We start from the raw sequence: 17464 nt of genomic DNA, 5'->3' as shown, positions 1-17464 counted from the left end.
CCTCCTCGGGTGCAGAGCAGCAGCATGCCCCGTGGGCCGGGGTTTGACCATGCGGAATCCGGGCCTGCGGGCACGCCGGAGCCCCGGGAGGAGCGGGTGCGCTCTCCCCGGGGCTCCGGCGTCAGCCGTTGGCGGCCGCTCGGTTCGCGGTCGCTCAGACCCGGCCGGCGAAGTCCGGGGCCCAGTTGGCGATGGTCTGGAGGCGGACGCCCGAGCTCGGGTTGGCGGCCTCGACGTACTGGCCGTTGCCGATGTAGATGGCGACGTGGTAGACGCCGGAGTCCTGGCCGTTGTTGGACCAGAACAGCAGGTCGCCCGGCTGCAGGCTGTCCAGCGAGACGTGGGTGCTGGCGGCGGCCTGGTCGGCGGCGACGCGCGGGATGTTGATGCCCGCGGCGCGCAGCGCGGCCTGGGTCAGGCCGGAGCAGTCCCAGCCGCCGTTGCCGGTGCCGCCGTAGACGTACGCCTGGCCGATCTTCGACTGGGCGAAGGAGACCGCGGCGGCCATGCTGCCGGTGGCGGCCGGGGCCGCGGCCGGGGTCTGCGCCTGGGCGGCCGGCTTCGACGCGGGCTTGGTGGCGGACGGCTTGCTCTGGGCGGTCGGCTTGGCGTTCACGGCACCGCCGTTCGAGGCCTGGCCGGCCTTCTGCGAGCGGTCGAACCAGGTGAAGTCCGAGCCGGACTTGGCGGCGGACTGGTCGTCCTGGGCCGAGGCGCCGTCACCGAAGGTCAGCTGCTCGCCCGGGTAGATGGTGTCCGGGCCCTCGGTCAGGGTGCTGCGGTTGAGGTCGTACAGCCGCTGCCAGCCGCCCTGGATGTTGTGCTTGTCGGCGATCGAGGACAGCCAGTCGCCGTCGACGACGGTGTAGCTGCCGGCCTGGGCCTGCGCCTGGCGCTTCTGGGCCCAGGTGCTGTTGGCGGACTGGGCGGAGGCGGCCGCGGAGTCGCCGGAGGCCTGGGCCTGGTCCTGCGCGGGGGCGGCGGGCTTGGCGGGCTTCGCGGCGGGCTTGCTCGGGGTGGCCGGCTTGGCGGCGGGCTTGGCGGCGGTGGAGCCGGCCGAGGTGTCGACGGCGGCTGCGGCGCCGCCCTTGGTCAGACCGGCCTGGCCGGAGCAGACCGGCCAGGCGCCGGGGCCCTGCGAGGCGAGGACCTTCTCGGCGACGGCGATCTGCTGGTCCTTGGTGGCCTGGTTGGCCTGCGGGGCGTAGGCGGTGCCGCCGAAGGCGGCCCAGGTGCTGGAGGTGAACTGGAGGCCGCCGTAGAAGCCGTTACCGGTGTTGATGCTCCAGTTGCCGCCGCTCTCGCACTGGGCGACCTTGTCCCAGGTGGCGACGGAGGCGGCGTTCGCGGTGCCGGTGGTGAGGCAGGGGACGGTGAGGCCGACGCCGGCGACGCCGAGGGCGGCGATCACGCGACGGGTGCGGCTGGACAGGCGGTTGCCGTTGGAAGGCAGCATGAAGACGCGGTCCTCTCCCACGCCTGCGAGGTGAGCTGTCGGATTCGGGCTGGAGTTGCCCGGCCGCGCTGTGGGCGCGGCTTCACCCCTAGCCCTGGACGGTTCCGGAGAACGGTCCGGGGCGACTTACCTGTGGTTCCCCCGCTCCTGCCGTGATGCGTTTTCGCGCTGCCAGGACATCCGACGGCAGGACTCGGCGTCGCGGATGAACTGGGTCCGTGTGGTCACGAACGGGGAGCACGTTAAGCAGACTTAAGTGAGATCTGCAAATACCTGTGATGCGCATCACGGTTTAGCGGGAAACGCCGCACGGCCCGTAATTCATGATCGTAAATGATCGTTTTCCGGCAATATCGCAGCGGATTCTGATAACTGGCTCCGCCTCAGGAAAGAGGTGACGGAGCGTTGGAGCGCAAAGGGCGCACGCTCGGGGTACGGGGGGAGCGGCCGTGAATCGCGCGCCGGGGAACGTGCTCACCACCCGTCGGATATTCATCGACAAATGAACCGGAAACGGACATTGCGTCGCATTGTCGGCCCAGCTCACCAGTGGGGTGAATCGGAGCACGTCGAAAGGGCCCGGAACGAAGTCGTTCCGGGCCCTTTCGACGGTATGGGCGGTACGGGCCGTGCGGGTTCCGCCGGTGGCGGCCGACGGGCGTTCAGCGGGTCGTGCTAGCCCTCCAGGGGCCCTTCGGCGGCCGCGTGGGCCCGCCGGGAACCCTCGGCCCCGACGGTGGCCGCGGCCTCCGCCTCGGCCTCGGCGAGCTCCTCCGCCGTCGGCACCGGCAGGGCGGCCAGGTAGGTGGAGGCGATCAGCTGGCCGACCGTCGGATAGGCGCCCAGCGGCGCGGCCGACGGGCAGCCGGTCTCCTCGGCGGCCGCGGCGAGCAGCTCCGAGTCCGCCTCCGGACCGATCACGAGCGGGGCCAGGGCCGGGCGCTCGGAGCCGGTCTCCTTGAGGTGGCCGACGGCGGCGGCGACCGAGCCGGGCACGTCCAGCGCGGCGGCGACGACCGGGACGGCCAGTCGGGCGGCCAGCAGCACGCCGGTGATCCCGGCCGCGGCGGCCGCGTCCTCGCCGCCGACGGTGGTCAGGACCACGCCGTCCGCGGCGGTCGCGATGGCGAACAGCCGGGCCCGGTCGGCCCGCGCCAGCCCGGCCTCGGACAGCCGGACGTGGACGGCCTCGGCCAGCAGCGGGTGCGGGCCCAGCGCGTCGGTGACGGTCGCGCCGTACTCGGCGGCGACGGCGTGAAGCCCGGTCAGGAAGTCGTGCGGGCCCGGGACCAGCGGCACCACGACGGGCGTCGGCAGTCCGGCCTCGGCGGCCGCCGCCAGCAGCTCCGCGACGGTGTGCTCCTGCGGCTCCGCGGCCCCGGCGTCGGTGGCCGGGAGGTAGCCGACCGCGGCCTGGACGCCGGCGTGCTCGCTGCGGACGATCGAGAGCAGCTCCGCGACGACCGAGCGGGACTCGGGCCCCGCGGTCGCGGGTACGGCGAGCACCAGGGCCGGCGAGCCGGTGCGGATCTCGGGGCGCTCGGGGCGGCGGTGGCGCCCCCGCGCACGGGAGCCTGGAGTGCGGACGGGCAGTGGCGCGCCCGGGATGGCTGCGGTGCTCATGCCGGAGATCGTAGGACATCTGCCCGTCAGGCCTGCAGTCGGCTGCCGTACGGGTTTCGGGTGGTCACGGTGCGGGGGTCGTGTTCATGCCGCTCCGGTCCGGGGCGATTGCCTACAATCCGGACATTCCTCGCCCAAGCCCCGTACGGAGCCCCTCAGTTGCCCTGACGTATCCGGTGGGGCGGCGCGTTGCACCGGTCTGGCGTGAGATGTCTCACAGTCGCCGGGCGACCTGACGGAGGGTCACGGCGGGGCGACTCCCGGCATTCGAAGATCAACATTCAGCGGGGAAGCGCTCACGGCCGGTTATGGACGGACCGTCGATTCAATCGCCTATGTCCGTTTACGTACCGTCAGGAGAAGGGTCCGTGAAGAGTTCGCGGCGACCGTCGAAAAGCCTCGTGCACCTGCAATGTCCCGTGCTGATGCACGTGCACTGCGGCTATCATCGCGTCAAGTGAGGCGTTGTGCCGGGCCGGTACGGGGCCGGTCCGTTCGTTCGGCGGGTGCCGGGGCGCCGCGCTGGACGACAACTCCGGAGCTCTTCGGGAGACTTCTATGCACGACTCGCAGGACACGCACGGCTCCAACCACGCCTACAACGGGATGGCCGCCGCCGAGCTCACGGGGGTGGTCTGGCAGAAGAGCCGGCACAGCAACTCCCAGGGCAACTGCGTCGAGTTCGCGGCCCTGCCGGGCGGCGACGTGGCGATGCGCAACTCGCGCTTCCCGGACGGCCCGGCGCTCATCTACACCCGGGCCGAGATCGCGGCCCTGCTGCTGGGTGCCAAGGACGGGGAGTTCGACCACCTCGCGGTCTGACCGGCCGCTGCTCCACCATCGGGGGGCCGTCGTGGGTGCTGACACCACGACGGCCTTTGTCTTTGTCCGGGGCCGGGGGCGGCGGGCCCGTGCGTTCGTGAGCGGTCCGGTGGCGGACCGTCCGGCGGGGCCTGCCGGGGTGGTGCGGGTGCTGCCGCGGATGCTCCCGCCGGTGCTGCGGGTCCGGAGCCGCAGTACCCGGAGCGGGTAGTCGCCGCTGGTGCCGGGGTCGCGGGCCGGCCCGGCGCGGGGGCGGGCCGGAGGGCCCGGGGTGTGGTCCTCCCGGGGCGTTCCTCGGCCGGCCGTGCGCCGTGCGGCGGGCCTGGCCTGATCCACAAGACGCGCCCTAGGCCGAGCGCCGGTGCCGACCACCGATTTCGACCCGGCCGGCCGGCGCGGTGCCGTCGAGCAGGGTGGCGTCCAGTCCGCTGCCGCAGCCGGTCTCCGCCTCGAACACGGCCCAGACGACCTTGCCGCTGCCCAGTGGGTGCCAGCCCCAGGAGCGGCTGAACGACTCCACCAGGTGCAGTCCGCGGCCCGATTCGGCGACGAAGTCCGCCTCCCGCGCCACCGGTCCGGCACTGCTCGGGTCGCTCACCGCGCAGACCACCTGGGGGGAGCGGTGCACCAGGCTTATTCGGATCGGCAGCCGCCCTTCCGGGGTCGGCTGTGTGGGAAAGTCGTACTCGCCCAGGGCGCCGCCCGACGGGTCGGGCCGTGCGCCGATCGCATGCCGGAGCGCGTTGGTGACGAGTTCCGAGGCCACCAGGGCGACGTCGTCGAACAGCTCCATCAGGCCCCAGCGTTGGAGCGAGGCCCGGGCGAAGTCGCGTGCGGATCTCACGGCTTCGAAGCGAGGAGCGAGCGTACAGGTGACCACATGGGGGTCAACTGCCAAAGCCGTACCGGTGCTCATGAAGAGCTCCTCCCATAAGGGGGCGGACACGGCTGGACCCGCCGGGGTCATGCCGGTCACCTCCGACTCGCTCGGCCGCTCGGCCGCCCCCTCGACCAGGCGCGCGCGCACTCGAACGCCCGATGGCGCGGGGGACGCCGTCGGGCCGGTGCACGGAGTCGCGCGTGGGGTCGACGCGGAGCCCGCGGGATTGCCAGGGATGTGCAGGTGCACGTGCACCATGGTGGTGTGCGCTCACTGCAGATGCAAGAGTCGATTCACGTGCAGTCGCACTATTGGCATATGCAAGCGCCGGATGCACGTGCATCCTGGTGTGCGGAGTGCGGAACTGATAGGAACATCCGTCAGTATCGGCACCGTGAGCGCTCAACTGATGGCAGACTGTGCGCTGTTTGCCCTAGGTGGAGGTTTCGACCGCATGACCACAGTTCAGCCGGGCGGCGGCTCGATGGTCCGCCGGATCCTCCTCGGCTCGCAGCTGCGTCGCCTGCGAGAGGCGCGCGGCATCACCCGAGAGGACGCGGGCTACGCGATCCGCGCGTCCGAATCCAAGATCAGTCGCATGGAGCTCGGCCGGGTCAGCTTCAAGGAGCGCGACGTCGCCGACCTGCTGAGTCTCTACGGCGTCGACGACGGCCTGGAGCGGGAGGCCCTGCTGGGCCTGGTCCGCGAGGCCAACAAGTCCGGTTGGTGGCACAGCTTCAACGACGTGCTGCCGGGCTGGTTCCAGACCTACGTCGGCCTGGAGGAGGCCGCCCAGCTGATCCGCACCTACGAGGTGCAGTTCATCCCCGGACTGCTGCAGTCCGAGGAGTACGCACGGGCGGTTTTCGGCCAGAGTCGGCCGGTCATCAGCGAGGAGGAGGTCGAGCGCCGGGTCAGTCTCCGGCTGCGCCGCCAGAAGCTGCTGACCGAGGGCGCCAGCCCGCGCCTGTGGGCGGTCATCGACGAGGCGGCGCTGCGCCGGCCGGTCGGCGGGCCCAAGGTGATGCGCGGCCAGGTCCAGTACCTGATCGACGTCGCCGAGCAGGCCAACGTGGTCATCCAGGTCATGCCGTTCCGCTTCGGCGCGCACGCGGGCGAGTCCGGGGCGTTCACGATCCTGCGCTTCCCGGAGCAGGACCTCGCGGACGTGGTCTACCTGGAGCAGCTCACCAGCGCGCTGTACCTGGACAAGCGGGACGACGTGGACGCGTACGTCCAGGTCATGGAGCGGCTCTGCGTGGACAGTCTCACGCCGGAGCGCACCATAGACCTGCTCTCCTCGATCCTCAAGGAACGCTGAGCAACTCCCGGGCGGGGGCTGGGAGATCCCCCGCTCCCGCCCGGGAGGCGCTCGTCCGCACGGCAGTCCGAGTCGGCCGCCGACCCCGTCAACCGCGGGCCGGCGGCCGCTCGCGTTCCGGCGGCAGCGGCTGCGGCGGGCGGCCCAGTTCCCAGGGCAGGTCGTAGCGGCGGAACAGGTCGGCCCGGATCGGCGCCAGCGGGATCTCCGCGCCCGGCAGCAGCACCCCGATGCAGCCGCCCATCAGTGCGCTGCGCAGTACCGCGTGTTCGGCGACCGGGTCCGGTGCGCCCCAGTCGTCGAGCAGGCCCTGGAGGATCGCGCCGAGCTGCTGCTGCTCCGGTTCCTGGACGAAGGCGCCGGTGTCCGGATCGAGGATGAGCGCCAGGTGCGAGCGCATCACCCGGGGGTGGTCCAGAGCCAGGGCGAGGACGGCGTCTATCGCGCGGGCCAGCCGGGTCTCGGGGGTGGCGTCCGGCGGCAGTTCGGCCAGGGCGCCGGAGAGCGACTGGTGCATCAGCCGGTGCGTCGCGGCCTGCATCAGCAGTCGTTTGCCGTCGAAGTAGTACGAGAGCAGACCGCGGGCGAGACCGGCCCGTTCGGCGATGTCGGTCAGTGTGGTGCCGGCGTAACCGTGCTGGTCAACCAGTTCGACGGTGGCCCGCATGATGCGTCGGCGGGAGCGTTGCCGCATCTCCTCGTTGACCGAATCCCCGCGAGGTGCCATCGTGTCTGCTCCGAACGTTCGTTGACTCCGGGCCAATATACTTGCGCAGCCGGCAGTCGCGCCGTGGAACCGTGCGCCCTCACGCGGGTGCCGCCCCGGGCGGCCGGTACACATACGGCCGGCTCCACCAACACGGGGGTTTGGTGGAGCCGGCACCAGTGCCCCGACGGCCGGGGGCCGTACGGGGCGGGGCCAGTGGGTCAGCGCTCGGTCAGGACTTCGGTACGGGCCACGGACGGCGCGGCGGACGGGTAATCATAATCCGGCACCGATACGGGAGTTGCCCTTCGGCGCCGGTCCACCAGGGCACCCGTCGCGGCGACCGCCAGCCCGATCAGCGCGACCGCGGTGACCAGGACCAGCGCCGGCCGGTAGCCGTCCAGCTGGGCCTGCGGGCTGTCGCCGCCCGCGCTCCCGGCGGTGAGCATCGCGGTCACCCCGGCCAGCACCACCGCGGTGCCGACCTGGATCGCGGTGTTCACCAGTCCGGAGGCCAGCCCCTGCTCCTCGTCGGCCACCCCGTCGGTGGCGGCGATGTTCACCGAGGGGAAGGCCAGTGCGAAGCCCACGCCGAGCAGCAGCATCGAGGGCAGCACCAGGACCGGGTACGAGCTGTGCTCGTCCAGGCGCAGGAACAGGGCGAAGGCTCCGACCAGGGCCAGCAGGCCGATCGGCAGCAGCCGGCCGGTGCCGAAGCGGTCCACGATCGGGCCCATGAACGGGGCCGAGAACGCGATGAAGGCGCCGGCCGGCAGCAGGCCCAGGGCCATCTCCAGGGCCGACCAGCCGAGCAGGTGCTGGAGGTAGAGCGTGACGACGAACTGGAAGCCGCCGTACGCGCCGGCCATCGCGAAGGCGACGATGTTGGCCCGGGCCACCGAGCCGTTGCGGAAGATGCCGAGCCGGACCAGCGGGTGGGCGGCGCGGCTCTCGGCGAGCAGGAAGGCGGCGGCCAGCGCGGCGACCACGACCAGCGAGCCGAGGGTGCGCAGGCTCAGCCAGCCGGCGCCCTGGGCCTCGGTCACGGTGAAGACCAGCAGGAGCACGGTCGCGGTTCCGGTGATCGCGCCCAGCACGTCGTAGCCGCCCTTGGCGGGCTCCTCGACCGGGCGGGGGAGCAGCCGGACGGCGAACAGCAGGGCGAGCAGCGCGACCGGGACGGGCATCAGGAAGGTCCAGCGCCAGCCGACCGAGGTGAGCAGTCCGCTCAGCACCAGGCCGAGCGAGAAGCCGCTGGCGCCGCAGGTGGTGTAGATCGACAGCGCCCGGTTGCGGGCCGGGCCCTCCGCGAAGGTCGTGGTGATGATCGACAGCCCGGCGGGGGCGGTGAAGGCGGCGCTGACGCCCTTGAGGAAGCGGGCCGCGATCAGCAGGCCGCCGTCGTCGACCAGCCCGCCGATCAGCGAGGCGGCGGCGAAGACGCCGAGGGCGACCAGGAAGACCCGGCGGCGGCCGAGCAGGTCGGCGGCGCGGCCGCCGAGCAGCAGCAGGCCGCCGTAGCCGAGCACGTAGCCGGAGACCACCCACTGCAGGGTGGAGGTCGAGAGGTGCAGTTCGGAGCCGATGGAGGGGAGGGCGACGCCCACCATCGAGACGTCCAGGGCGTCCAGGAACATGGCGGCGCAGAGCACGAGCAGGGTGCCCCAGAGGCGGGGTGTCCAGTTCAGCCCGCTGGTTGACGGGGCGTCGGGAGACGTGACGGTCGCGGTGGTCATGGGGAGGAGAGTACATGCACGTGCATTCAATGCAAATGAATTAGATGTGAACGCATAAATTTACGGTGCACGTGCTAACCTGGCGGCGTGGCTGAACTCGACCCCCTCGAGGCCTCGGCGGAGGCCGGTCTGATCGCGGAATGGCGCGAGCTGCTGGCCCGGCACGCCTCGGCCGTCTGTGCGCTCGACCGTGAACTCGGCGAGAAGTACGGGCTGGGCATGAGCGAGTTCGAGGTGCTGGAACGCCTGGTGGAGGGCTGCCGGGGCGACGGCCGGCCCGCCCTGCGGTCCAGCGAGCTGGCGCCGACCGTCCACCTGAGCCAGAGCGCGCTCTCCCGGCTGATCGCCCGCCTGGAGAAGGGCGGGCTGGTGACCCGGGCGATGTGCGAGAGCGACCGGCGGGGCATCATGATCGCCCTGACTCCGGCCGGGCGGGAGCGCTACGACCAGGCCCGGCCGCTCCATCGCGAGGTGCTCGGGCAGACCCTCGGCGGCCGGTTCGCCCCGCTCTGCGGGGAGTCCTCGGCCCACGGCTGACGCTACGTCAACTTCACTGTACGGCGGGTGCGTTCAGTGCCCTGGCGATGGTCCTAGAGCAACGAGTTCAGCCCAGGGGCGACGGCCAGCAGGACGGCTGCGGCGGGCGCGGCCAGAGCGGCGGCGGTCAGCCGCAGCCGGTGCAGGGCGGAGAGCCGGGGTCGGCCCGCGAGCAGCCGGTCCACCCGCTTCGGGGACTGTGCCAGCCCGGGCGGACAGGAGCCGAACACCCCGCGGTCCAGGTTGAGTTCGGCCAGCGCGAGGGCGGTGGTGTGCCGCCCGTGCCGGCGGGCGGCCCGGTCGTCGGCCGCCAGCTCGACCAGCTCCGCCACCTGGTCCCGGAAGGCCCGGAACACCCGGATGCCGGGGAAGCCGGAGGCGAGCGCCTGGGCGAACTGCTGCAGCCAGTGGTGCCGGGCACGGACGTGGCCGCGCTCGTGGCTCAGCACGGCCGCCAACTCCCGGTCGGTGAGCTGCTGGAGGGCACCGGTGGTGACCACCAGGAGGGAGTTCGGGCCGGGCAGCGACCAGGCCTCGGGGCGGACGTTCTCCAGTACCACCAGCCGCTCCCGGCGGCTCCGGGCGGCCTCGATCGCCTCGGGCAACTCCGGTGCCCTGGTCGCCAGTTGGGCGTGCCGACGGTCGCGCAGGGCCTTGGCCGTACGGACCTCGCGGGTGAGCGCCAGCACCGTCTGCAATGCGCCCGCGGCCAGCACCGCGGCGCACAGCCGCCCCCAGCCCTCGGCGTCCTGGAGACCGTACGCGGCCTCCACGCCGTGCGGGGCCCCGGCGAACACCCAGGCGCGCAGCGCGGGCTCGGCGGCGGAGGCGGCGAGGACCAGGCCCAGGGCGCAGCACAGCAGGACGGCCACCACGACGCACTGCCACACCAGCAGGGCCAGCACCGGTTCGCGCTCCACCCAGCGGGCCCGGGCCAGCAGCCGGGGCACCACGGTGGCGAGCAGCAGGCCGAGCAGCAGCAGGCCGGTCAGGGCAGTCATCGCATGGGCTCCCCGAGTACGCACGGAGCGCGACAGCGCGCTCCCTGTCAACCTATGCGCTGGCAACGCCCGGTGGAACGGCTTTCGGCGAGCCAGTGACCAACGCCACGCGGCCGGGACCCGGGCCGGGCCGTAGCGAGCGGTACCGGGCCGGTCCGGACGTGGGACGGGCCGGTCCGGGAGCGTCACATGGTCAGGAGCATGGCGAACATGCCGATCCCCATGGCCAGTCGGCAGGCCTGCGGCAGACCCGTGGTGCCGACCACGAGGGTCCCGGCCGGGGTGCGCAGCAGCCGGGCGCCGGTCCAGAGCGCGTAGCCGCCGAAGTAGAGCAGCAGGGCGCCGGTCAGCAGGGGTGCTCCGGCGGCGGCGGGGTGGTGGTGGCCGGTGGGGGAGACGGTCATCGCCAGGGCCAGGTACGTCATGGCGAGCGCGCCGACGGCGTGGTGCAGCCGGTGGCCGCGGCCGCGGGGCGTCTGCAGGGCGGCGAGCAGGAAGACGGCCGCCGGGAGGCCGAACAGCACGGCCCAGACGGTGGCCGGGACGGTGGCGCCGGTGACGGCCATCGCCGCCATGCCGAGCCCCATCAGGGCTTCGGCGGCGTCGGACTCCCGGGCGAGCGGCGGGTGGGCGCGGTGCGCGCCGTGGGGCGCGTCGTGGGGCGCGGCGGCGCAGGAGGGCTGCCGCAGGCGGGTCAGGCAGTAGGCGCCGGCGGTCGCGGTGAGGAGGGCGAGGAGCCAGTTGACCAGGGTGGGTCCGTGCAACGGCGGCCTCCCGGGGCGCGGACGATCGTCCCGTCCACGATCACCGCTCCGCCCCGAGGCGGCCAGGGCGCGTACGGGGGCGCACAGTGGTGACCGGCGTGGTGAGATCCACCCGGGGAGACCCACGCCCCCGCCGAGCGCCCCCGGGCCGGCGGTTCCTCAGCCCTGGAGCCGCCCCGAGGCGACGATCCGGCTGAGGAACTGCCGGGTCCGCTCCTCCTGCGGATCGCCGAACACCTGCTCCGGCGGCCCCTGTTCGAGCACCACCCCGTCGTCCAGGAAGCAGACCTGGTCGGCGACCTCGCGGGCGAACCCCATCTCATGGGTGGAGAGGACCATCGTCATCCCCTGCTCCTTGAGGTCCCGCACCACCGACAGCACCTCCCCGACCAGCACCGGGTCGAGCGCGGCGGTGATCTCGTCGAGCAGCAGCAGCCGGGGCCCGGCCGCCAGCGCCCGTACGATGGCGACCCGTTGCTGCTGTCCGCCGGAGAGCCGGTCCGGGTACTCCCGGGCCTTCGCCGTCAGCCCGAGCCGGTCCAGCAGCGCGAGCGCCTTCTCCTCGGCCTCCGCCCGGCCGACCCGGTGCACCCGGCGCGGCGCGAGCGTGATGTTCTCCAGCACCGTCATGTGCGGGAACAGGTTGTACGACTGGAAGACCACCCCGATCCGGCGCCGCACGGCGTCCTCGTCCGCGCGCGGGTCGGTGATCTCCTCGCCGTCCAGGAAGATCGCGCCGTCGTCGATCCCCTCCAGCAGGTTGACGCACCGCATCAGGGTGGACTTCCCGGAGCCGGACGCCCCGATCAGCGCCGTCACCGAGTGCTCGGGCACCGCGAGGCCGACGTCGCGCAGCACCACCTGGCCGCCGAAGCTCTTGCGCACCGACTCCAGCCGGAGCACCTCCGTCCCGCTCAAACCGCACCTCCCTGCAGCTGCCGACGGTTCATCCGCGCGGTCAGCCAGTCGGCGACCCGGGTCAGCGGAACGGTCAGCACGATGAACACCAGCCCCGCCACCAGGTACGGCGTGAAGTTGAAGGAGTGCGCCGCGATGATCTTCGCCGCGTACACCGCGTCGATCGCGCCGCCGATCGAGACCAGCCCGGTGTCCTTCTGCAGGCTCACCAGGTTGTTGATCAGCGGCGGGACCACCCGCCGCACCGCCTGCGGCAGCACCACGTACCGCATGGCCTGGGCGTTGGTCAGCCCCAGCGAGCGCGCGGCCGCCCGCTGGCTCGGGTGCACCGACTCGATGCCGGAGCGGAACACCTCCGACACGTACGCCGAGTACGTCAGCACCAGCGCGGCCCCGCCGAGCAGCAGCGGGTCGGTGGTCACCCCGGTGAGCCGGAGCGCCGGCACCCCGGTGATCATCACCAGCAGGCAGATGATCATCGGCAGCCCGAGGAAGAAGTCCACGTACGCGGTGGCCAGCAGCCGCACCGGCAGGAAGACCGGCCCGCGCAGCGTCCGCAGCACCGCCAGCAGCAGCCCGAACACCAGGATCAGGGCGCCGCAGCCGAGCATCAGCTCCAGGTTGAGCCGCAGCCCCCGGAGCACCTCGGGCAGCGCCTGGCGGGCGTAGTCCAGGTTGAAGAAGGTCCGCCTGGTCACCTCCCAGCCCGGGGAGTTGACGACCAGCAGGTAGAGGGCGACGGCCGTCAGCGCGGTCGAGGCGGTGGCCACCAGCGCCGAACGGCGGGCCCGCGCCCGCCGGTACGCCTCGTGCGCCAGCCGCCGCTCGGACGGGCGGTACCCGTCCTCCCCGGCCGGGGAGGCGGACCCGGCCGCGGCTCCGGCGGTGTCGACCGGCCCGGGCGGGCCCGCCTCCGCACTCACTTGAGCACCGGTGCCGAGACGGCGTCCGACAGCCACTGCTTCTCCAGCTTGGCCAGCGTCCCGTCCGCGCGCAGTGCGTCCACCGCCTGCGAGACGCACGGCGTCAGCCTGGAGCCCTTGTCCAGCACCAGCCCGAACTGCTCGGTCTTCGAGGCGGATTCGAACTGCCCCACCACCTGGGCCTCCGGCACCTCGGCGCCGGTGATGTAGAACGCCGTCGGCAGGTCGACGACCAGCGCCTCCACCTGACCGTTCTTCAACGCGGCCTTGGCCAGGTCGTTGGAGTCGAACACGGCCGGCTGGGTGCTCGGCTTGATGGTGTTGGTGATGGTGTCCAGGCTCGTGGTGCCGACCTGCGCGCCCAGCTTGGCGCCCTTGAGGTCGGCGACGCTCTTCGCGCCCGCCGCCTTGGAGCCCTTCAAGGCGATCACGGCCTGGCGCACGTCGTAGTAGCCGGAGGAGAAGTCCACCGCCTGCTTGCGCTCGTCACTGATGGACACCTGGTTGATGTCGAAGTCGAAGTCCTTGGCGCCCGGCGCGGTCGCCTTGCCGAACGGCGCGACCACCCAGCCGACCTTGTCCTTCGGGTAGCCCAGCTTCTCCGCCACCGCGTACGCCACGGCCGACTCGAAGCCCTTCCCGTTCTCCGGCTTGTCCTCGGAGAACCAGGGGTCGTACGCCGGCTTGTCGGTGCCGACGGTCAGCTTCCCGGCGGTCCGGGTGGCCAGCGCCCCCGGCGCGCAGCCCGCCGCCGCACCCGCGGTGCCCGGGGCGCCGGAGGCGGCGGCCCCGTCGGACTTGGCGTCCTGCGGCGCGCACCCGGTGAGTACGGCGGCGGCGACCGCCAGCGCGGTGAGGGGCAGGAGGGTGGACGGCTTGCGCAGGCTCATGGCAGGGCTCCAGGGGAGGACCGGGCGGGACGAGGGGGAGGGACCGGTGGGGTACTGCGGCCGGACCGGGCGGGCCGCTTCCCGGCGGGTCACTTCCCCCCGGTGGCGGCGCCGGAACACACACGGCATGGTCGGCGTACGGGCCCGCGTCCGCGGCGCCCCGGGCCGGATCAGCGACAGCGGCGGCAGTGGCAGCGGCTGGGCGCGCGGCGGCAGGGACAACAGGCCTGCTGACGGGAGGGCGCCCGGAACGGGTTGTCGTGGCGCTCGGCCACCGTGATCACCTCCGGGAGCATGCGGGGAGGTTCGCATCACAACGGCGCGGCTGTCCAGAACATCCAGGAAACCGTCCACATACCGGACAACCCGGGGCTCCGGCGGAACTTCCGGGGCCGGAGCGGCGGTACACGGGAGGTTTGCCGGTTGGGACCCCCTTGAACGGGAGAACCTTTCGTACTTATGGTGTCCTCGTTGAAATAACTCCTGTCGAAGTGAGTCCACGATGCAGAATCTTTCGCCAAGGCTCGCTGCGGCGGCCGACGCCCCGGCCTCGACCCTCGCCGCTCACCCGGCGTGGCTGCGCCTGAAGGAGGCCGTCGAGACGCTGCGCCCGCTGCAGTCCAAGGACGGCTCCATCGACCTGTCCGCGGTCCAGCGCCACACCGTCGACCCGCTGGTCGCCGACGTCCGGGCGTCCATCGAGGAGCTCGCCCCGTACTTCCCGCACGACGCCGCCTACCTGAAGGCCGTCGACGCGGACCTCGCCAAGTGGGCCGACACCGGCTACCGCGAGCCCGACTTCCTGGACTCGCTGCTCGCCTTCCAGCCCGCCGAGCGGCGCGAGGACGGCCTGGAGCACCTCGTCGTCTTCCCGATGTACACCCAGAACGGCAACCCGGACCGCAACCTGGAAGCCGTCCTGCTGAGCGTGGTCTGGCCCGACTGGCTGGCCGAGCTGGAGCGCACCCGGTTCGACAACCCGATGTTCGTGCCGATCACCTTCACGGACTTCACGGCCGGCTACGACACCAACTCCGCCGTGCTCTTCCCCGAGACGGTCGCCGTGCGCAAGGCGCCGGAGCGGTTCACCTGGGGCGGCATCTTCTGCGACCGCGAGGCCGCCCGCTTCCGCGCCGTCACCACCAGCGCCGTCCAGCAGCTCGGCCTGGAGATCCCGGCCGACGCCGAGGGCCTGCTCCAGGACCAGCAGCGCGCGCAGGAGACCTTCGTGCTGTGGGACCTCGTCCACGACCGCACCCACAGCCACGGCGACCTGCCGTTCGACCCCTTCATGATCAAGCAGCGCAGCCCGTTCTGGATGTACGGCCTGGAGGAGCTCCGCTGCGACCTCACCACCTTCAAGGAGGCGGTGCAGCTGGAGGCCGAGGGCAACCCGCACGCCCGCGACGTCCAGTACGCGATCCTCTTCGACCGGCTGTTCCGCTTCCCGGTCAGCGGTGACCGCGTCCGCAACTACGACGGCATGGGCGGCCAGCTGCTCTTCGCGTACCTGCACAAGCACGACGCGCTGCGCTGGCGCGACAACCGCCTCACCATCGACTGGGAGCGCGCCCCGCAGGTCACCAACGCCCTCTGCGCCGAGATCGAGACCCTCTACCGCGACGGCATCGACCGGCCCAAGCCGGCCCACTGGATCGCCGCCTACGAGCTGGTCTCCCGCTACCTCACCCCGCACCCGGCCTCGACCTGGGCCAAGGGCCCCGAGGCCCTCCCGCTCGACATCACCGACGGCAAGGCCCTGAACAAGGCGCTGTGCGACGCCGTGCTCCCGGACGAGTTCCCGCTGAGCATGTTCTACGAGGCCCTGTCCAAGAAGCTCCGCGGCGTCATCGCCGCCACCGCCGGCATCACCGGCGCCGGTATCCAGGGAGTCGCCGCGTGACCACCAACCCCTCCACCAAGCTGGCCGGCAAGGTCATCGCGGTCGCCGGAGCCAGCGGCCCGGCCGGCCAGGCCGTGCTGCGCCGCCTCGCGGCCGAGGGCGCCACCGTGATCGGCGCCGACATCGACCCCCGGCGCCTGGAGTCCGCCCTGGACGCCACCCGGGTCGCGGTGCGCGGAGCTAAGGTGAGCGGCCAGGTGATCGACCTGCTCGACCCGCAGGAGGTCCACGACTGGGCCGACCACCTGGAGGCCGAGCACGGCCACGTCGACGGCCTGTTCCACCTGGTCGGCGGCTGGCGCGGCAGCAAGACCTTCTTCGACAGCCGCCTGGACGACTGGGACTTCCTGCACGACACCGTGGTGCGCACCCTCCAGCACACCTCGCTGGCCTTCCAGCCCGCGCTGGTCCGCAGCCCCGCCGGCCGGTACGCGATGGTCTCCGCCGCGGCCGCCCACAAGCCCACCGCGGGCGGCGCCGCCTACGCGGCCGCCAAGGCCGCCACCGAGGCCTGGACCCTCGCGATGGCCGACTCCTTCAAGAAGGAGACCACCTCCCCGGACGGTGAGCCCACCGCCGCAGCTGCGATCCTGGTCATCAAGGCGCTGGTCAGCCCCGAGATGAGGGCCGAGAAGCCGGAGGCCAAGTTCACGGGCTTCACCGACACCGCCGACCTCGCCGGACACCTGGCGGACCTCTGGGACCGCCCCGCAGCAGAACTGAACGGACAGCACCTGTGGCTGACAGCCCGATGACCGACCTCACCCGTACGGACGCGGTACGGCGGCACGACCCCGCCGTTCGCGGCTTCGCCAGCGACAACTACGCGGGCGTGCACCCCGAGGTACTCGCCGCGATCGCCCTCGCCAACGGCGGCCACCAGATCTCGTACGGCGAGGACGAGTACACGACGCACCTCCAGGACGTCTTCCGCCGCCACTTCGGCGACAAGGCCGAGGCCTACCCGGTGTTCAACGGCACCGGCGCCAACGTGGTCGCCCTCCAGGCGCTGCTGCCGCGCTGGGGCGCCGTGGTCTGCGCCGACACCGCCCACATCCACGTGGACGAGGGCGGCGCGCCGGAGAAGATGGGCGGCATCAAGCTGCACACCGTCCCCACCCCGGACGGCAAGCTCACCCCCGAGCTGCTCGACCAGCAGGCCTACGGCTTCGGCGACGAGCACCGCGCGCAGCCGCTCGCGGTGTCCATCACCCAGAGCACCGAGCTCGGCACCCTCTACACGGTCGACGAGCTCCGCGCGGTCATCGACCACGCCCACCAGCTCGGCATGCTCGTCCACATGGACGGCTCCCGCCTGGCGAACGCGGCCGACTCGCTCGGCCTGCCGATGCGGGCCTTCTCCACCGACCTGGGCGTCGACGTGCTGTCCTTCGGCGGTACGAAGAACGGCCTGCTGCTCGGTGAGGTCGTGGTGGTGCTCAACCCGGAGCGGGTGCGCAACATCAAGTACCTGCGCAAGACCTCGATGCAGCTCGCTTCGAAGATGCGCTTCGTCTCCGTCCAGTTCGAGGCGCTGCTCGCGGGCGACCTCTACCTGCGCAACGCCGGCCACGCCAATGCGATGGCCCGCCGCCTGGATGCCGCGGTCCGGCAGATCGACGGCGTCGAGGTCGTGCGCCCGGTCCAGGCCAACGCGGTGTTCGCGATCCTTCCGCGCGAGGTCAGCGAGCGGCTGCAGAAGCGTTACCGCTTCTACTTCTGGAACGAGCAGACCGGTGAGGTGCGCTGGATGTGCTCCTTCGACACCACGGAGGCCGACATCGACGCCTTCGCGGCGGCCATCGCCGAGGAGATGGGCCGGGCCTGACAGCTGGGCCCGACAGCCGGACCTGACAGCCGGATCTGACACCGCATCGCCTCCGCCCGGACCCCGGGCGGAGGCGATTTGCATGTGGCGGGTCGGTCCCCGTACAGTTCCGGAGTCGCCGCGGGAGACCGGGGCGACAAAGCGGAAAGCGAATCC

16 protein-coding genes and 1 riboswitch are annotated in these 17464 nt (G+C 72.3%); of the genes, 6 read left to right on the top strand and 10 right to left on the bottom strand.

Features of this window, described 5'->3' with window-relative positions:
• Positions 1–154: 154 nt before the first annotated feature.
• Both AB0F71_RS26335 and AB0F71_RS26330 read right to left on the bottom strand, forming a co-directional pair.
• The gene (locus AB0F71_RS26335; RefSeq protein ID WP_360238728.1) at positions 155–1456 is read right to left on the bottom strand and encodes a transglycosylase family protein; all 1302 of its coding nucleotides are present in this window, start codon (positions 1454–1456) and stop codon (positions 155–157) included.
• 7 nt (positions 1457–1463) lie between these two features.
• A riboswitch (cyclic di-AMP (ydaO/yuaA leader) is annotated at positions 1464–1626 on the bottom strand.
• Positions 1627–2131: 505 nt separating this feature from the next.
• Positions 2132–3079: a hypothetical protein gene (locus tag AB0F71_RS26330; RefSeq protein ID WP_360238727.1), complete on the bottom strand. Its 948-nt coding sequence runs from the start codon at positions 3077–3079 to the stop codon at positions 2132–2134.
• A gap of 558 nt (positions 3080–3637) precedes the next feature.
• Between AB0F71_RS26330 and AB0F71_RS26325 the strand changes: the two genes are divergently transcribed.
• Positions 3638–3901 carry a DUF397 domain-containing protein gene (locus AB0F71_RS26325; protein ID WP_360238725.1) on the top strand — a complete coding sequence of 88 codons (264 nt, stop codon included), beginning with the start codon at positions 3638–3640 and terminating at the stop codon, positions 3899–3901.
• 346 nt (positions 3902–4247) lie between these two features.
• Here the strand turns inward: AB0F71_RS26325 and AB0F71_RS26320 are convergent, their stop codons facing one another.
• Positions 4248–4817: an ATP-binding protein gene (locus AB0F71_RS26320; protein ID WP_360238723.1), complete on the bottom strand. Its 570-nt coding sequence runs from the start codon at positions 4815–4817 to the stop codon at positions 4248–4250.
• Positions 4818–5235: 418 nt separating this feature from the next.
• On the opposite strand from AB0F71_RS26320, the gene AB0F71_RS26315 reads away from it, so the two are divergent.
• Positions 5236–6102, top strand: coding sequence for a helix-turn-helix transcriptional regulator (locus AB0F71_RS26315; RefSeq protein WP_360238721.1), 867 nt, complete (start codon positions 5236–5238; stop codon positions 6100–6102).
• 88 nt (positions 6103–6190) lie between these two features.
• Here the strand turns inward: AB0F71_RS26315 and AB0F71_RS26310 are convergent, their stop codons facing one another.
• The gene (locus AB0F71_RS26310) at positions 6191–6829 is read right to left on the bottom strand and encodes a helix-turn-helix domain-containing protein (RefSeq protein ID WP_360238719.1); all 639 of its coding nucleotides are present in this window, start codon (positions 6827–6829) and stop codon (positions 6191–6193) included.
• A 200-nt stretch (positions 6830–7029) separates the two neighbouring features.
• Positions 7030–8544: an MFS transporter gene (locus AB0F71_RS26305; protein ID WP_360238717.1), complete on the bottom strand. Its 1515-nt coding sequence runs from the start codon at positions 8542–8544 to the stop codon at positions 7030–7032.
• Positions 8545–8631: 87 nt separating this feature from the next.
• Here AB0F71_RS26305 and AB0F71_RS26300 point away from each other — a divergent pair, with 87 nt between their 5' ends.
• Positions 8632–9081 (top strand): MarR family transcriptional regulator, encoded by a 450-nt coding sequence (locus tag AB0F71_RS26300; protein ID WP_360238715.1) that lies wholly within the window; start codon positions 8632–8634, stop codon positions 9079–9081.
• Between the two features lie 53 nt (positions 9082–9134).
• On the opposite strand, the gene AB0F71_RS26295 is transcribed toward AB0F71_RS26300, so the two are convergent.
• The 5 genes from AB0F71_RS26295 to AB0F71_RS26275 form a co-directional block, all read right to left on the bottom strand.
• Positions 9135–10082, bottom strand: a complete 948-nt coding sequence (locus AB0F71_RS26295) for a M56 family metallopeptidase (RefSeq protein WP_360238713.1) — start codon at positions 10080–10082, stop codon at positions 9135–9137.
• Between the two features lie 185 nt (positions 10083–10267).
• On the bottom strand, positions 10268–10846 hold the full coding sequence (locus AB0F71_RS26290) for a DUF5134 domain-containing protein (protein WP_360238711.1): 579 nt from the start codon (positions 10844–10846) through the stop codon (positions 10268–10270).
• 159 nt (positions 10847–11005) lie between these two features.
• Positions 11006–11764, bottom strand: a complete 759-nt coding sequence (locus tag AB0F71_RS26285; RefSeq protein WP_360238709.1) for an amino acid ABC transporter ATP-binding protein — start codon at positions 11762–11764, stop codon at positions 11006–11008.
• A complete protein-coding gene (locus tag AB0F71_RS26280; RefSeq protein WP_360238860.1) occupies positions 11761–12582 on the bottom strand; it encodes an amino acid ABC transporter permease in 822 nt (273 codons plus the stop codon). The genes AB0F71_RS26285 and AB0F71_RS26280 overlap by 4 nt, the downstream gene beginning before the upstream one ends.
• A 101-nt stretch (positions 12583–12683) precedes the next feature.
• Positions 12684–13577 (bottom strand): ABC transporter substrate-binding protein, encoded by an 894-nt coding sequence (locus AB0F71_RS26275; RefSeq protein WP_360238707.1) that lies wholly within the window; start codon positions 13575–13577, stop codon positions 12684–12686.
• A 502-nt stretch (positions 13578–14079) separates the two neighbouring features.
• On the opposite strand from AB0F71_RS26275, the gene AB0F71_RS26270 reads away from it, so the two are divergent.
• Genes AB0F71_RS26270 through AB0F71_RS26260 form a run of 3 tightly spaced genes read left to right on the top strand, consistent with a single transcriptional unit; the run spans position 14080 to position 17308 of the window.
• Positions 14080–15480, top strand: coding sequence for a DUF6421 family protein (locus tag AB0F71_RS26270; protein WP_360238705.1), 1401 nt, complete (start codon positions 14080–14082; stop codon positions 15478–15480).
• Positions 15477–16235 (top strand): SDR family NAD(P)-dependent oxidoreductase, encoded by a 759-nt coding sequence (locus AB0F71_RS26265; protein ID WP_360238703.1) that lies wholly within the window; start codon positions 15477–15479, stop codon positions 16233–16235. Before AB0F71_RS26270 ends, AB0F71_RS26265 begins: the two co-directional genes overlap by 4 nt.
• The gene (locus AB0F71_RS26260) at positions 16232–17308 is read left to right on the top strand and encodes a low specificity L-threonine aldolase (protein ID WP_360238858.1); all 1077 of its coding nucleotides are present in this window, start codon (positions 16232–16234) and stop codon (positions 17306–17308) included. Before AB0F71_RS26265 ends, AB0F71_RS26260 begins: the two co-directional genes overlap by 4 nt.
• Positions 17309–17464 lie beyond the last annotated feature (156 nt).

The sequence above is a fragment of the Kitasatospora sp. NPDC028055 genome, assembly GCF_040637885.1.
Taxonomy (GTDB): Bacteria; Actinomycetota; Actinomycetes; order Streptomycetales; family Streptomycetaceae; genus Kitasatospora.
Note: the sequence above shows the minus strand (reverse complement) of the source record. Positions and strands in the feature narration are given on the sequence as shown.

Excerpts from the sequence above, each read along its gene's own strand:
- AB0F71_RS26335 (WP_360238728.1), bottom strand. The coding sequence starts at position 1,456 with ATGCTGCCTTCCAACGGCAACCGCCTGTCCAGCCGCACCCGTCGCGTG.
- AB0F71_RS26330 (WP_360238727.1), bottom strand. The coding sequence starts at position 3,079 with ATGAGCACCGCAGCCATCCCGGGCGCGCCACTGCCCGTCCGCACTCCA.
- AB0F71_RS26325 (WP_360238725.1), top strand. The coding sequence starts at position 3,638 with ATGCACGACTCGCAGGACACGCACGGCTCCAACCACGCCTACAACGGG.
- AB0F71_RS26320 (WP_360238723.1), bottom strand. The coding sequence starts at position 4,817 with ATGAGCACCGGTACGGCTTTGGCAGTTGACCCCCATGTGGTCACCTGT.
- AB0F71_RS26315 (WP_360238721.1), top strand. The coding sequence starts at position 5,236 with ATGACCACAGTTCAGCCGGGCGGCGGCTCGATGGTCCGCCGGATCCTC.
- AB0F71_RS26310 (WP_360238719.1), bottom strand. The coding sequence starts at position 6,829 with ATGGCACCTCGCGGGGATTCGGTCAACGAGGAGATGCGGCAACGCTCC.
- AB0F71_RS26305 (WP_360238717.1), bottom strand. The coding sequence starts at position 8,544 with ATGACCACCGCGACCGTCACGTCTCCCGACGCCCCGTCAACCAGCGGG.
- AB0F71_RS26295 (WP_360238713.1), bottom strand. The coding sequence starts at position 10,082 with ATGACTGCCCTGACCGGCCTGCTGCTGCTCGGCCTGCTGCTCGCCACC.
- AB0F71_RS26275 (WP_360238707.1), bottom strand. The coding sequence starts at position 13,577 with ATGAGCCTGCGCAAGCCGTCCACCCTCCTGCCCCTCACCGCGCTGGCG.
- AB0F71_RS26270 (WP_360238705.1), top strand. The coding sequence starts at position 14,080 with ATGCAGAATCTTTCGCCAAGGCTCGCTGCGGCGGCCGACGCCCCGGCC.
- AB0F71_RS26260 (WP_360238858.1), top strand. The coding sequence starts at position 16,232 with ATGACCGACCTCACCCGTACGGACGCGGTACGGCGGCACGACCCCGCC.